Here is a 14747-nt window from a genome sequence, read left to right on the forward strand (position 1 = left end):
TGCTACAGGTCAGTATTATTTACCTTTTCTCACTTACTTTCAGATCTTCCAGGATCTCCTTCCTGTAATCGTCCCTGGTCTTAAGCATAGTTTTTATGTTGCTTTTTTTGCGATGCAGCAGATATACGGCGCCTGATTTTATGCTCTGGCCCAGGATATAAGAGTTTCCAAAGTCAATACGTTCCATAAGAGAATCCTTATCAGGAGCAGTGTCTGTCTTATCTGGCGTATCTGCTTTGTCAACCTGCTCTATCTTTTCTGCCTTTTCATCCTCAGCAGGAAGATTGAATGAAGTGCACAAAATGAACAAGGCTGAGAATAGGGCTGTTGATAATCTTTTTAAATATAACCTTTTCATGCCATTCTCCTTTTTATCATTGCTGCAGCACTGCGAACTGAAAGTTGGGATACCCCGCAAGCCCTGCTGTTTTTATTACCTGATTAATCACCCTGAATTCATGGCTCTTGTCACAGACAAATACTATCTGCTGTTCTTTTGTTTTTTCCTCGGGGTTCTCCACTGCCTTTTCTTTGTCCTTTTCAAAATTCTCTTTCAGCCGCTTATACAGAAGAGATGCCTTGAGATCATTTTCATCAACCCCGTTTATCTTTCCATTTTTCACTTCTGCGATCTTCTCATCATCAATCATCAACTGGCTCCTGGTTAATACAAGTTTGAGATTTTGGTCGTACCTGATTTCGGCAGATGATCGCGGCAGATCAAGATCCTTATCCAGCTTGATAGTTTCCACCCTGTCAGAAAGTGAACATAAAAGAAAGAGGAGCACTATGGTGAACATGTCCATCATTGATGTGAGCATAAGCTTGGGTGTAACGCCTGATTTTCTTCTTCTTGCACCGAGTCCCATTGATCTAACTCCTATCCTGCTGAGCCGGATAAAACTACATTCGGGAAAAGGGTTACATCCCCTGCCTTTCTTGCCATGTCCATTGCGCGAATAATGGTCTCGTAATCAGTGCTGTTGTCAGGTATCAGAATCAGGGTTTCACTCTTAGGATACTTTGCCTTTATATCCTTTAGATGGCTTGAATATTTATCTATTGGAAAGCCGCTGTCGCCTACAGTGGGGTATTCTGCTTTAAAATGCTGAAGCTCTTGATCTGTCAGTCTATCGCTCATGACTGAGAGCCTGATCGATTCCTTCTTGAATTCTGCTACAACAGTCAGGCTGATAGAGTCTTCTTCACCGGCCTTACCTGCATCACCACTTGAAAGGACAGGTATGGATGTATTTACAGCCTTTATATGATAAAAGCTTGCAGACATCAGAAGAAACGGGATTATGACCAGGAACATATTCATGATGGGGACCAGATTTGGCTCACCATCCTCCATCTCTTTTCTTTTAAGCCGCAAAAAGGCAGACATTATATGCTCCCATCTTTCTTTAAAGTGGAAAGAGAATTTGCAAGGGAGAGGGCCTTTTCTTCAAACTGGTCAATGATGAACTCACCCCTGTTATTTAACACATAATATGCGATAAGACATGGTATCGCCACGATAAGACCGAATGCAGTGGTCAGCATGGCTACCGATATACCGGATGCCAGCACCTCCTGTTTCATGGCCTCACTCGCGCTGGACACACTTTTAAAGGAGAGCATCAAACCCTGTATTGTTCCGAGAAGCCCCAGTAGTGTAGAGATATTTGCAAAGAGTGTGAGAAGGTTTATGCGCGCCTTTATCCTTGGGATCTCTCTCAGTATCTTTTCTTCCATTGCCCTTTCAATATCCTTGTCCTTTTTATCCGATTTTATAAGACCTGCCTTGAGAATCCTTCCAAGGGGATGGTTTTCTATTTTTGAACACTCTTTAAGAGCATCACTGTAGTTTGCCTTTTCAAGTGCCTTCATAATCCCGAAAAAGGCCTTATCCATATTTAGTTTGAGCCTGAAATAGAGATATGAAGCCCTTTCAAAAAACAGGGCCAGGGCGATAATGGAAACGCCAAGAATTATGTACATAAAAGTGCCACCTTGTGAAATCATGTTGAACATGCCAGCCTCCTTTAATTTCATCTTGTTATAATTTGGAGATGGAAATGCATTTTCAATACCATTGAAAGTGCAAAAAATAATTCACCAAGGTGGAATACATGGTAGGAAACAGGAATAACTTATGATTTTTCAGATTGTTACAAAAACTTTATCTAGTGAAAAAATATTTTTTTGGTTGGCATGGAACCGAATCATGAGTGCCTGATTACAGAGGAGAAGAGATGTATTTGCCAATAAAAGTCTACTTTTAAATACTAATAACGACTTTTATCAGTGTTTTAGACACTGCAATGTCTACTTAATATTACTTTTCAATCCAAAATTTCATTTAATCGATCTGAGTCCTAATCTATTTAACCCCTTGAGAAGGCCATTTTACTGGCTGGACATGGGAGGCATCAGGTTGTATTAAGAAAAATGAAGAGATTCCCGCCTGTGCATTTATATATACGCAAAGTAAAAATGGCTGAAAAACCAGTCACATTTATATGGAATTACGGACAATGAACAGGGATGATTTCCGTGTTTATACATAAGCAGACCGGAGCAAAAACTATAAAACGATCTTACCTTTAAAATCCTCGGTAAACTCACCGACAATAGCGGCATCCTGGATACCCTTTGCCCTTAGCCTTGCTACAAAATCCTCTGCCTGATTTTTATCTATGGCAACAAGAAGGCCGCCGGATGTCTGCGGATCAAATAAGATATCAAGCATCACAGGGTCAATGCTTTTAATATCTTCAACCTGGCCCTCCCTGTATTTCCTGTTTCTTAAGGCTCCTGCCGGCACAATGCCCATCTGGGCAAACTCAAGGGCATCTGGAATAACAGGTATCTTATCCCTGAAGAACCTTAAACCAACAGTCTTATCATCGATCATCTCGCAGGCATGGCCGATAAGGCCAAAACCTGTTACATCGGTACATGCGCTTATACTGAAATCATCAAACTCTTCTGCAGGGTATTTATTGAGGCTTGACATTATCTCAATAGCCTTTTTGATAAGGTCATCCCCTGCGAGATTCCCCTTGATAGCCGTATTGACAATACCAACACCGAGAGGTTTGGTAAGCACAAGCATATCCCCTAGTTTTGCCCCCCTGTTGGCCAGCACCTTTTTTGGGTGCACCTTACCTGTAACAGAGAGGCCGTATTTGAGCTCATCATCCTCAATGCTGTGCCCGCCCACAAGCAGGGCCCCTGCCTCCTTGATCTTGTCAAGGCCACCCCTTAAGACCTCCTGAAGCACGCTTATATCCATCTTGCTTAATGGGAAACCTATGATATTCATGGTGGTAATGGGCACGCCGCCCATTGCATACACGTCACTAAGGGCATTGGCAGCGGCTATCTGCCCGAATGAGTAAGGGTCATCAACAATAGGGGTAAAGAAATCCACTGTCTGGATCAGAGCCAGATCATCGGTAAGTCTGAGCACACCCGCATCATCCGATGTATCCAACCCTATAAGCAGATCATCACTGTGAGGAAGATCAAGACCACAAAGCGCCTTTGCCAGGTCCGCCGGACCCAGCTTTGCGGCTCAACCCGCCCCTTTTACAGTCTCTGTGAGTCTTTTATTTTCTTTTGTCACGGTCATAAATAGTAATCTCAATTAATTATACGGCATTCTGAAAACTTATATAATTTATTATCACATGTAATAAAAAATGTCTTTTGATATCTTATTACTGCAAACCAAAAAATCTTATATTATGGACACCAGCGTTTAAATCATTCTTTTATATTATTCCTGGAAAATATAACATTCTTACCTGCTGAAATAAGACGAAGGATTCTGCATACTATTTCAGGCAGGCGGTTACTGTCTTACAATATTCAAATAACTTTCAACAGTAAGGGCCGTATGCTGTGCAATAATATCAAAATGTCTGTCTGCGTGTAAAAGAACACACCCTTCTAATATAGCGCATTCGGCTATGAGAACATCTGTATGGGGAACAGTTATTCCTTTTCTTCTCAGTTTGAACGCTAGGAGGCTTGCCTTGTCCCAGATTATATCCGCCTGTAATAATATCATCCAATGTCACTAAACGATCCTTAAGGCGCTGAAATTCAGAATCTGTCTTTGCACCTGAAAGCAGTTAAAGATTTATTATTCCAGTAGTGAAAACAAGATTGTTACTTAATAGATCATCAACTCGACTTCTGATCTCCGGGATAAAATCCTTTCTAAAAGCAAAAAGCCATACTGATGTATCAATTAATGCAGGTTTAATCGGCATTCCTTGACTCCTTTAATTCATCTAATGTCAGAGCTATATCAAAAGTACCAAGTTCTTTTCTGAATAGTTCTCTGTTATGAATTCGTACCAGAGATTGCAACCCTGCCTCAATTACCTCTTTTTTTGTTCGTGCCCCGGTAGCCTGAATTGCCTTTTCAAGGAGTTGTTCCTCTATGAATACTGTAGTCTTTTTCATTGCCATCTCCTGATGCCATATATGTAGTATGGCTATTCTATGCATACCAAGTATACGCGTCAAGGATAAACACGGGTGCGTTAAGTCTTTTACAATATATTATTTCTCACCCAATTTTTTAAAATTGATTATTGATGGCAAGAGAAATCTGTCAAATGAGGGTACAGGAAAAGTTGCCAAAGGATTTGAATTTAAAAAACAGGAGAGGGAATACTTTGAGAACCTTGTATTCATGAATCAGGCATCAAGCCATGATGACAAGGATTATTACTATAAAAAAATGATGACAGTGAACGGTTATCTCAAGTCCCACAAGATCGATAAGGCAGGTTATGCATATTTTTCAAAGTGGTATTACCCTGTGATTGATCAAAAAGTTTGCATGCTCCTTCCAGGGCTTTGATTAACCCCCTCCCTCAAAGCCCTGGTTGAGCATGCTTCATAACTTTTACTTGGCATACTATATATGATCAACATGGTTCGTACTTTTAAAATCCACACCATTAAACTGATTAGGATGCCATTTCAGTAAAGTCTCACAAATTTAAAGGCATCAACATCCACAAGACCACGGTTGGTTATCCTTAGCTCGGGAATCACCGGAAGGGACAGGAAGGCAATTTTAAGGAATATATTGTCAAGGGTTACCCCAAGTTTTCTGGCTGTTTTAAGAAGCCTCCTGTATTCACTGACACTCTTTTCACAATTTTGAGTTGTCATCAGACCGCAGATTTCAAGGGGCATTCCAACAATATCACCATCATAAGCTACCGCCATACCCCCGCCATTTTCGCAAAGAAAATTCACTGCCCTTGCCATGTCCGAGTCTCTTACGCCCACGGTTACAAGGTTATGACTGTCATGGGAGATGGTTGAGGCAATGGCGCCCCTCTTAATACCCAGCCCCTTCACAAAGCCGAGCGAGATCTGGCCTGTTCCCTTATGTCGTTCGATAACCGCAATTTTTGAGATATCATTCAGGTAATCCGCCTTGATTTCTCCCCGGGATAGAGGAAGCCTTGTTTCTCTTTTTCGGGTCAGGATACTGTCTGGATCAATCTCGATTACCTTTACAGACAGGTTGTCTGCATTACCTTTATAATGAATTTTGAAATCTTCCGGGGAAAACCTCCTGTCTCTGTATGCACGCCAATAAAAGTCAGAGTAATCATAAGCATGCATATCACATTGCCCGATAAATTCATTTTCTTCCAAAACAATATCTCCTGCAAAAATCACCCGTCTGATTTTAAGCTCTGTTAGAGAGGATAACATAACGAGGTTTGCCCTGCGACCCACAGCGATTTCACCTGTTTCCGGCAAATTATGAAACCTGAAGAATTTTGAAAAATATTCTGAAGGGTTCAGGGTGGCTAGGGATATGGCTAAAATCGCCGCACGATCATGATCCAGGGCTGAATTTTCCACAATGATATCCCTGGCACGGCGAATAATCCTGTCCATGTGCCCCTTTTCATAGAGATCCATAATGTTATGATCATCAGTACAAAGCATGAACATGGAAAGATCATCACCCCTCTTTATAAGATCAGACAAAATATTTTCCATCTCCTTAGCGGCGCTCCCATACCTTAAGGCCACACGCATACCCTTTGACGTTTTCTCAATGGACTCCTCACAAGTGCTCACCTCATGGTCTGATGTAATTCTGGGCACCCCATCCATTTTGCCGTTGGTGATGTAGATATCCAGATCTTCCCCTGTGAGACCGGGACAATGCCCATCCACAATTTTTCCGAATTCATAAACAAAATTGCATCGTTCTCTCAAGTCCCCGTGTCCGTGCACAATAGCTGGATAATTCATCATCTCGCCCAGGCCATAAATCCTCCTGTCATGAATTAATTCTTTTATATCTTTCAGGGTGATTGATGCGCCAGCATCCTCAAAATCAGTAGTGGGGACACAGGAAGGAATACCTATAAACATATCCACAGGCATTAGTTCTGCCTGATCCAGGAAAAGAGCAATCCCTTTTCTGCCGCATACATTTGCGATTTCATGGGGGTCAACAAATACCGAGGTGGTTCCACAGGTAACCGCCTTCTGCGCAAAGGCAAGCGGACTCAGGAGGCTGCTTTCTATGTGAAGATGGCTGTCTATGAATCCGGGGGATATATATTGTCCATCAGCATCTATCAGTTTTTCTGTTCTGTCTGATCTCTCCGCCTTTCCGATACGCACGATGATGCCGTCACGTATCATCAGATCAGCGCTGATAAGGCGCTTGTTTCTAACGTCAATAAGGGTTCCGTTTTTTATTATCAGAGAATATTCCATCTTAAAGCCCTTCACTCCGACCTCCCCATGGTTACTCCGGGGTATTTCGATAAAAAGGTATATGGATATTCTACAATTACATTCAGTCAACCGCCGCTGACTCTTGCGTTACGCACGAGAACCTGTACGCATGTAAAAGGCCTCGTTCACCACCACTATAAATGGCAGTTCTCTAAAATCCTGGCCAGCATCAATCCCGTATCCGGCTATCCAGCGATCAGGAACTCTGAACCCGGTGTAATCACAATGGAATCTTTTTTGTGAATTAATGGCTGTACCTGATAGATTCTTTTCAATCAGGACACATGTCTTTACTGATTTTGCCTTTTCTTTATTTAGGAAGTCCAGGATCACAGGCATGGTAGCACACTGATCAATTATATCCTCAACAACAAGGAGATGGCGGCCCTTGATATCTTCGGGCGCAAACTCGATTTTTACCTCCCGTTTTTCCGTAAGCGTGGACTTAACTTCATCTCTGTATGTGCTTGTTTTAATAAAATCAACTGCAAGACCAGGGGCACCGGCCTTATGCATCTCCCGAATAAGATCGGAAGCAAAAACAAAGGCGCCTTTAAGCACAGGAACAACCAGCAGCTCACCATTACTCTGATAATCAGAGGTGATCTGTCTAGCAATGGCACGGACTCTTTTTTCAATCATCTCCGCAGAGATCAGCAGGCCATCAATCCTCTGATCAGGATGTTTCAATGGCGGATCTGACAATTGATAATCAACAGAACAAAGATCCACCATTTTGCTATAGTCAATCTCTTTATCCACTGGCATTCTTTCCCCCGCTGGTTTCTGGCTTAGAGTCCAGGCAAAGTATTTATTAGATTAATAATGTAGATTATAGGTTTTTTACTTAATAAAGACAAGGTGTACAACCAGAAGGAAAAGTTCCGGGTTTTCGTTTGGGCGGGATTCATTCCCGACCTTTTCTCATTCCCACAGGCATCATAGGAATGTCTTGAAATACCCCGCATATTATTACTATCGTAGAGACAGGGCATGCCTTGTCTCAAAATATTTATGTTGCCTTCGACCCTGATGCCACAATGTGAACAATTTGATGTTCTGCTTCTTATTGTAAAAAAGGATGACCACTTTTAAGAAATTGGTATTTGGTTTTATTTTCAAACACTCCATAAAACAAAACGGTCAAAGGTAAAAACCTTCAACCGCCTTGATATTACTGCTTCTTAAAAGTTATTTAGTTTATTATGCTTGTCCCCTATTTCATGTGTTACCACACGAACCCGCCCCCAACCTACATATCCGAAAAGGGCCATTGATATGATAGGTTATAAGATTATGGTCTTGCGACCTAGCACCATTTCTAAAGAGCGTCCGGCTCTACTGTTACTCCCTTACTGCATATAAATAGCCGTCATCGCTTCCAACAAAGATGACTCCGCATGACACGGTTGGAGATGAAACCGCTGCACCAATTTCAAACATCCAATTTTTCTTACCTGTCTTAATATCTACTGAATAAAGGTAACCATCATCACTGCCAACATACACAACTCCTTTTGATAAGGCTGGGGAAGATTTTATCCAGTCGCCTGTTTCGAATTTCCACTTTTCTTTACCTGTTTCAATATCTACCGCATAGAGATGCCCATCAAGACTTCCATAGCAAACGACCTCGTCGGAAATGCCAGGAGTCGTATCTACGCGACCAGATGTGTATCTCCACTTTTCTCTTCCTGACTTAACATCCACTGCAAAAAGATACCCAGTCACGCTGTTAGAAGAATGGAAGATATTACTTCCGAAATAGATAACGCCATCCTTTATAACGGGTGAAGCAATAGGTGCACCGGTTTTAAATTTCCACTTTTCAAGGCCTGTCTTAATGTCTACTGCATAGAAATAACCGTCTTTACTTCCAAAATAGACGACTCCCTCTAACACAGTAGGAGTTCCATCTATCTCCCTGCCGGTCTTAAACTTCCATTTTTCTCTGCCAGTTTTAGCGTCCACAGCGTAAAAAAAGCTATCTATACTTCCAAAATATGCAACCCCATTCGCCACTACCGGTGAAGAGACACATCCATCGGTTTCAAATCTCCATTTTTTACTTCCTGCCTTTATATCTATTGCATATAGATACCCATCATGGCCTCCCAAGTAAACCATGCCCTCTGAAACAAAAGGGGAAGTATATACCGGGCCATATTCGGTTTCGAACCTCCATTTTTCCTGACCTGTTTTACCGTCTATTGCATATAGATGGCCGTCACGGCTTCCGAAATATACAACTCCTTCTGATACTGCCGGTGTAGAATTAACCTCAAAATCAGTTTTGAACTTCCAGATTAATCTATCCTGATTAGAAAAATCACCTGCAGGGTTAATTACTGTCTGTGCCAAATCCTTAATAATAGATGTGATGTCTTTATCTTTCCGATTATCTTCACAAGCTCCCCTGTTACTTTTTAACCAATAATAATAACCGTCTAAAATGGCACCAGACATATCATCAGGTTGATAAATACCCTGGTTATTAAAGTATGCCTGAAGTCGTGAACCTGACCATAATCCCCATCTATTTCTGAGAGTCATTCCTAGGCTAAAATGGTATGATATTACATCTGATTTTTTAGGTAATTCTTTTATTTTATTTTTGTCAGCATATGATAAGAATTTGTCTAATTCGATAAAACATTCACATAAATCTTTTGGAATATAAATGCCATCAATACTTTCAAGCATAAGCCGCTTCTTATACGCCTGCTCCTCCTCTATTATTTGCTGATGTTTCTCCTTACTGGCTGTAACTTTATCAATATTTCTAAAGAAAAATAATTTATCCCCTAGATACCATTTACCAAGAACTTCAGGAATAAAACTACCATCAAATTTGCTATTTTTAATAAATTCAATAATTTTATCTTTTGGTAATGGGCCATTTACGTCAATCTTTTCAATATCAACAATGCCATCTTTCGAAATAGTGCAGTTTAATTTAACAGAATTAACTCTATACTTTTCTCTTACTTCTATCCAATCATCATTAGGGACAGATTTAAAACCGATATAATCTGCCAAACTTTTATAAGTATCATTTCCGTTTTTCAGTTTTGGAAAGGACCGACTTTTTGGGGCTTTATACTCTGTACTTTCATATATATTAAACCCTGCTTTGTCTTTTATCGCATCATAGATATTTTCAAAGAAATCAGTTTTTATATAGCATCCTTTATTAAGGTCAAATAAATGGACATATTTTTTTGAATCAATAACGTATACAATATCATCGAAACAAAAGACTGAAAAATTATTTAAAAACTTTTCCTTTTCTGTTACACCTTCTTTGAATATCTTCCGTTTTTCCTGTTTACTTTTTTCAATATCAACAACTTCACCATATTTTGAATAATCTTTTGAGTAAACAAGGCCGCAATCTTCCTTATCCTTATCCTTATCACATCCGGTTATTTCTTTTTCAGTATAACTTTTAAGTAACATACCCTTCCTATATATGTTTATACTACTTAGACCCTCTGTTCTATCATCAGCATCTAAGGGCAATGTTACATAGAAAATGGTCTGACCATCATTGCTTAAATATAAGTACCTGCTGTATTTACCTAAAAAATTATCTATATAATGATCAATGGCTAAATCAAAACCTCTTTCAAGAACATAAAGGGGAATATCATTACCATTCTCGAAAACAGAGGACTTCCCCCTCATACTTGGAATTATATTATCATAGGGTATAGAAGTCAGATAATAATTCTTGTTTTGTGAATATATCTTTATGACCTCTACTTGGTTTGTCTGCGACATACTCCCGTTTGCAGAATAACAAATAAAAAATAATACACATAACAAAGAAAATATTTTTACTTTCATTTACTTCTCCTTAAATCAATTTATTCACCCATAGTGAAAAGAGAATAAAAAGGCATAAAAAAATTTCCCTGCTCTTTTTAACCATTTTGTTAAAAACGATAATGCAAACTAAACCCCAATTACGCGCGCATCTATAACACCAAAGCGAAGCGCCGGGGTCATTTGCTAAACTGTTACGTCTTTCATTTATTTCTTAATACTAAAAATAAATATATTATTTCACCAACAGTATCCGGTAAAATAATTTTTTCCACTTTTTCATGATATCCTAATTCATGTAGATCATATACTATGTCATTGAGTGCAATGTACCCACCAGCTAGTTCACAAACTTTAACTAAAACATTTAACTTTAAATCAACCCCTATTTTTCTTCGGTCAATATTAAAATAATTGGAAAACCTCTTTCGTTCTTCAACAATTATAGAATAATTACTAATGCCAAATTTACGTTGAAACTCATTAAAAAATATTTCATCTGAAGTTGACTTTATCTTTTTAAGGTTTCCTTTTTTTATTAACTTAAACAAGAAATAAATTATGCAAAAGATTCCTATTGTTACTAGTAATTTTGACATGGGTCTTCTCCACATTTAAAAGTACAATAACCAATAGCTCCCCAATCCCATAAACCTTCGGCAATAAGAGCTGGGGTTGCATATTTCGATAAGCCTCTACCCAACTCCCTCAATCCTCTAGTAAATGGTGTTTTAATAAAATCATTTGCTGCATTTAATTGGTGTGCAATTTCACTCAAAAATGTGGTAGTCCTTTGATTAGTAGATACAATCCTAAAAGGTGGGAGCATCCACTTGGGTAATTCTGAGCCAAAAACGGCTAAAGCCCCTAAAAGATCAAATCGATGTTTTTCAATACAATCACCCATACAACTTAGCATATCTTGATTACATTTAGGTTTATCCCTTTCATTGTCTTTACCAGTACATTTTTCAGAAGGTTCTTTAGGTGGATTTTTAGGAGATTCCCCACCACCTCCACCATTTGCAAATGCACTTGGTGGTTCAGGAGGGACAGGGGTCTGATTGATCCATTGCTGGATTTCTTCCGGACTCATTTGCCTTCCGCCAACGACAATTTCAGGCAGAGTATATTCCTTACATGGTGCATTAGGGTCATTACAATAATTATTAAAATGCCCACTCGGATCAGTATAAATCAAAGGATTATTAAGCACATATGAGTACCTGTTAAGTGATTGCGGGTTATAAGGCTCTGGCACTATCGTATCCGGTGATATAAACCTTCCGATGAAAGGATCATAAAGCCTTGCGTTGTAGTTGTAAAGGCCGTTTTCTGCATCAAGTTCCTGGTCTGTATACAAGTGATTTGTAGGTATTGATGAACTGTTTCTCATGGCACCAAAAGGCAAATATTCTGTAGATGAAGATGTTATTTCATTGCCTGATGCATAAGTCATGACAGTCGAGCTTCCAAGGTGATCCTTGTGAATATTACTCGTTACTCCTCCTTTTATTTGGCCAACCCTTAAATTACCTGCAAATAAGTATTTTGTTACAACTCCACCCTTTACCTCAAAATGGTCGCCTATATAATAGGTTTCAGTAACATCCCCTCCATTATATACAATTTTTTTAACCCTTGATCCTGTACCATCATAAAAATACTCTGTTATGGCACCGTTACTATGATCAATTCGTTTAGGCATATTGTCTGTATTGTATGTGATACTCCTTGTCTTTGGGTTTGCCGGATTAGTAAAATCATATCCATATTTCATGTTGCCATTTGAGTCATAATCATTAAAAGAGTAGTTATTACCTCCATATGAAATACGGCTTACAGCGTGCTTGTGGAGGTTATTTTCATAATAATAATTTAAGGTAATGCCATTTATAGTCTTTGTTTGTATGTTTCCTATAGGATAATATGTTAGGTTCATCGTGGTTGACCCATTGGCAGTCTCATTCAGAAGTCTACTCAGATTGTCATATTTGTATGCATATGAAATACCATTATGCTGATCATTTATTGAGCTGATCTCACCAAAAGCGGTATAATTATAGATCTTTTTCTGAATAATATTAAACTGCCCATCATTTGTTTCTACCTGTTTTAGTTTTTCTGTTCTGTCATCATAAGTATAGGTAGTTCCACTGAAACCACGAGTTATATTTTTTATTTTACCTGAAGGGGTATAGCTGGTTATATTTCCGTGATTATAGGAGCTAGGACCTTCGACAAGATATAATAGATTTGTGCCAGAATAATATTTGTTTTCTACCCAGTAGTTATCAGGATATGTGGTAATTTTCAACTTACCTGAAAGGTCATAGGTATATGAGGTTGTTCTGGCTTGATCACCGGTTATAGTTTTTGTTACATTTAAAACCCTGCCCATTGAATCGTAGCTGTTATATGTTGTAAAGTCGTCGACCCAATTAGTTACCAAAAAAAGCCTCCCTCTGCCGTTGGCTCCGGAAGCAGTGTTGTCATAGGCATAGGTGACATCCGGGTCTGATGTTGAGTAATCCTTAAGAGTTACACGGTTCAGGGCATCATATGTAAAGGTTATTGTTTGACCAAGGGCATCTGTCTGCTGATAAAGGTTGCCATTAAGGTCATAGGCATAGCTCCATGAGCCCATATCAGGATCACTCATAGATGTTTTCTGGCCAAGGGTGTTATAGTATACGTTTGTGACATTACCGGCTGCATCTGTAACAGATGTAAGATCGCCCGCGGCATTGTATGAATAATATGTTATACCTCCCCCTGTTTCTTCCTGTATCTGTACTATCCTTCCTAAATAATCAGTTATTTCTTTTCTGGTAATTGTCCTGTTTGGGCTTTGTATTGTGTCAGTTTGTGTGATTTCAGTTGTAAAACCATTATAATATATATTTGTGGTATCAAATTGGTTAGTACCCGTAGTATTGTATTTTGGCGTCTTTACTGCAATCACCCTTCCCTCACAGTCATACACCTTTTCGATAGTTGGATGTGCGGTTGCAGGTGGCACTTCATCGTATGAAGTTGTGGTTGCAAAATATGGACCTTCTGTTTTCCAGTTTCTTCCTGCGTTATCATAGTATAGCCTTGTGACTACATAATTATTTGTGCCTATACCCTTTGATACATTCATTATTGTTCTACCAAAGCCATCCACATACTCCCATGAATCAATATAAGTTGAACCGCTTTCAAGAGCACTGGTTTTTACAGAAACAGGGTAATCAAGCGGATTAACAGTATCAGAATAGGTAAATAAAGTCTCTCCTCCATCAGGATAACCTATTGCTGTCTGCCTGCCGTAATTATCGTAATCATAATAGGTAGTTTTAAGGTTTTCATCTGTCTGCTGATCCAGTTTCCCGAAAAGGTTATATTGCATACTCACTGCATGGGCAACCCCTGTTGAAGGATAAGTGATACCTGTTACATGGGTATATGTGGGATCATATGTAGGGTTATAGGTATATGTGGTAGTGTAGTTTTTCGGATCTTTAGAGGTTACCACATTACCATACGTGTCATAGGTATAGGTTTCTACAGGGTCAGCTCCTGTTGCATTATCGTATGTTTTTGTAAGCAGGTTACCGAAGCTGTTGTATGCATAAGTTGTCTTTCTTACCTGCCCCGTGCTGCTGCCGGTTAAAGTTTCAGATGCCTTTCTCCAGATCCATGAGCCCTTATTAATGTATGAATTTGTGGCCGTAACATTTTCGGCCCCGCCTGAACCCGACGTTACACTTGTTTGAACCCCTCCATGTGTATTGTTATAGGTATATGCCTTATTTGTATATACCGCAGGGGTATCATAAATATCTGTTCTTTCATTGGTGAGTTTTACAAATTTGGCTGTTGTGCCTGATAAGGTGTCAGCGCCCCATGTCAATGTTGTTTTCCTGAATGTGACCCCTGATTCTATTTCTTCTATAGTAAGTGGCCTGCCTTTTTTATAGGCATCATTCTGCTCATATGTGGTTTTAACTGTTTTACCACAGGGCTTAGTCTCTATTACATATGAAAATTCCCTGAATTCCCTGGTATTATAGTCATATTGTGCGCCTGAATACTGGTATGAGGTTTCCCCTGCTACAGCGCTAATACCATCATATGACTCAATCAAA

General features: G+C 39.4%; 13 protein-coding genes. 1 reads left to right on the forward strand and 12 read right to left on the reverse strand.

Annotated elements, in window-relative coordinates; genetic code table 11:
• Positions 1 to 19 precede the first annotated feature (19 nt).
• The 7 genes from GX654_10490 to GX654_10520 all read right to left on the reverse strand — a co-directional run bounded on the left by GX654_10490 (position 20) and on the right by GX654_10520 (position 4464).
• Positions 20 to 358 carry a hypothetical protein gene (locus tag GX654_10490; protein ID NLD37284.1) on the reverse strand — a complete coding sequence of 113 codons (339 nt, stop codon included), beginning with the start codon at positions 356 to 358 and terminating at the stop codon, positions 20 to 22.
• 16 nt (positions 359 to 374) lie between these two features.
• Positions 375 to 869 (reverse strand): hypothetical protein, encoded by a 495-nt coding sequence (locus GX654_10495; GenBank protein ID NLD37285.1) that lies wholly within the window; start codon positions 867 to 869, stop codon positions 375 to 377.
• Positions 870 to 880: 11 nt separating this feature from the next.
• Positions 881 to 1390, reverse strand: a complete 510-nt coding sequence (locus GX654_10500; protein NLD37286.1) for a biopolymer transporter ExbD — start codon at positions 1388 to 1390, stop codon at positions 881 to 883.
• On the reverse strand, positions 1390 to 2019 hold the full coding sequence (locus tag GX654_10505; protein ID NLD37287.1) for a MotA/TolQ/ExbB proton channel family protein: 630 nt from the start codon (positions 2017 to 2019) through the stop codon (positions 1390 to 1392). Before GX654_10505 ends, GX654_10500 begins: the two co-directional genes overlap by 1 nt.
• Positions 2020 to 2572: 553 nt before the next feature.
• The gene (selD, locus tag GX654_10510; protein NLD37288.1) at positions 2573 to 3622 is read right to left on the reverse strand and encodes a selenide, water dikinase SelD; all 1050 of its coding nucleotides are present in this window, start codon (positions 3620 to 3622) and stop codon (positions 2573 to 2575) included.
• Between the two features lie 505 nt (positions 3623 to 4127).
• The gene (locus GX654_10515; protein NLD37289.1) at positions 4128 to 4268 is read right to left on the reverse strand and encodes a PIN domain nuclease; all 141 of its coding nucleotides are present in this window, start codon (positions 4266 to 4268) and stop codon (positions 4128 to 4130) included.
• Complete coding sequence (locus tag GX654_10520) at positions 4258 to 4464, reverse strand: type II toxin-antitoxin system VapB family antitoxin (protein NLD37290.1); 207 nt, start codon at positions 4462 to 4464, stop codon at positions 4258 to 4260. Before GX654_10520 ends, GX654_10515 begins: the two co-directional genes overlap by 11 nt.
• Positions 4465 to 4492: 28 nt before the next feature.
• Here GX654_10520 and GX654_10525 point away from each other — a divergent pair, with 28 nt between their 5' ends.
• On the forward strand, positions 4493 to 4867 hold the full coding sequence (locus tag GX654_10525; GenBank protein NLD37291.1) for a TIGR02147 family protein: 375 nt from the start codon (positions 4493 to 4495) through the stop codon (positions 4865 to 4867).
• Positions 4868 to 4989: 122 nt separating this feature from the next.
• On the opposite strand, the gene ade is transcribed toward GX654_10525, so the two are convergent.
• From ade to GX654_10550, 5 genes are all read right to left on the reverse strand, one after another.
• Positions 4990 to 6780, reverse strand: a complete 1791-nt coding sequence (gene ade, locus GX654_10530; protein NLD37292.1) for an adenine deaminase — start codon at positions 6778 to 6780, stop codon at positions 4990 to 4992.
• A 93-nt stretch (positions 6781 to 6873) separates the two neighbouring features.
• A complete protein-coding gene (locus tag GX654_10535; protein ID NLD37293.1) occupies positions 6874 to 7554 on the reverse strand; it encodes a hypoxanthine phosphoribosyltransferase in 681 nt (226 codons plus the stop codon).
• A gap of 576 nt (positions 7555 to 8130) precedes the next feature.
• Positions 8131 to 10635 carry a PQQ-binding-like beta-propeller repeat protein gene (locus GX654_10540; GenBank protein ID NLD37294.1) on the reverse strand — a complete coding sequence of 835 codons (2505 nt, stop codon included), beginning with the start codon at positions 10633 to 10635 and terminating at the stop codon, positions 8131 to 8133.
• A 182-nt stretch (positions 10636 to 10817) separates the two neighbouring features.
• Positions 10818 to 11213 carry a hypothetical protein gene (locus GX654_10545; protein NLD37295.1) on the reverse strand — a complete coding sequence of 132 codons (396 nt, stop codon included), beginning with the start codon at positions 11211 to 11213 and terminating at the stop codon, positions 10818 to 10820.
• Positions 11198 to 14747, reverse strand: a 3550-nt coding sequence (locus GX654_10550) for a hypothetical protein (protein NLD37296.1), incomplete at its 5' end; no start/stop codon positions are given. The genes GX654_10550 and GX654_10545, both read right to left, overlap by 16 nt.

Origin of the sequence: Desulfatiglans sp. (genome assembly GCA_012513605.1) — a bacterium.
Lineage (GTDB): Bacteria > Desulfobacterota > DSM-4660 > Desulfatiglandales > HGW-15 > JAAZBV01.

Excerpts from the sequence above, each read along its gene's own strand:
- GX654_10525 (NLD37291.1), top strand. The coding sequence starts at position 4,493 with ATGGCTATTCTATGCATACCAAGTATACGCGTCAAGGATAAACACGGG.
- GX654_10515 (NLD37289.1), bottom strand. The coding sequence starts at position 4,268 with ATGCCGATTAAACCTGCATTAATTGATACATCAGTATGGCTTTTTGCT.
- GX654_10490 (NLD37284.1), bottom strand. The coding sequence starts at position 358 with ATGAAAAGGTTATATTTAAAAAGATTATCAACAGCCCTATTCTCAGCC.
- GX654_10495 (NLD37285.1), bottom strand. The coding sequence starts at position 869 with ATGGGACTCGGTGCAAGAAGAAGAAAATCAGGCGTTACACCCAAGCTT.
- GX654_10535 (NLD37293.1), bottom strand. The coding sequence starts at position 7,554 with ATGCCAGTGGATAAAGAGATTGACTATAGCAAAATGGTGGATCTTTGT.
- GX654_10500 (NLD37286.1), bottom strand. The coding sequence starts at position 1,390 with ATGTCTGCCTTTTTGCGGCTTAAAAGAAAAGAGATGGAGGATGGTGAG.
- GX654_10540 (NLD37294.1), bottom strand. The coding sequence starts at position 10,635 with ATGAAAGTAAAAATATTTTCTTTGTTATGTGTATTATTTTTTATTTGT.
- GX654_10505 (NLD37287.1), bottom strand. The coding sequence starts at position 2,019 with ATGTTCAACATGATTTCACAAGGTGGCACTTTTATGTACATAATTCTT.
- GX654_10520 (NLD37290.1), bottom strand. The coding sequence starts at position 4,464 with ATGAAAAAGACTACAGTATTCATAGAGGAACAACTCCTTGAAAAGGCA.
- GX654_10545 (NLD37295.1), bottom strand. The coding sequence starts at position 11,213 with ATGTCAAAATTACTAGTAACAATAGGAATCTTTTGCATAATTTATTTC.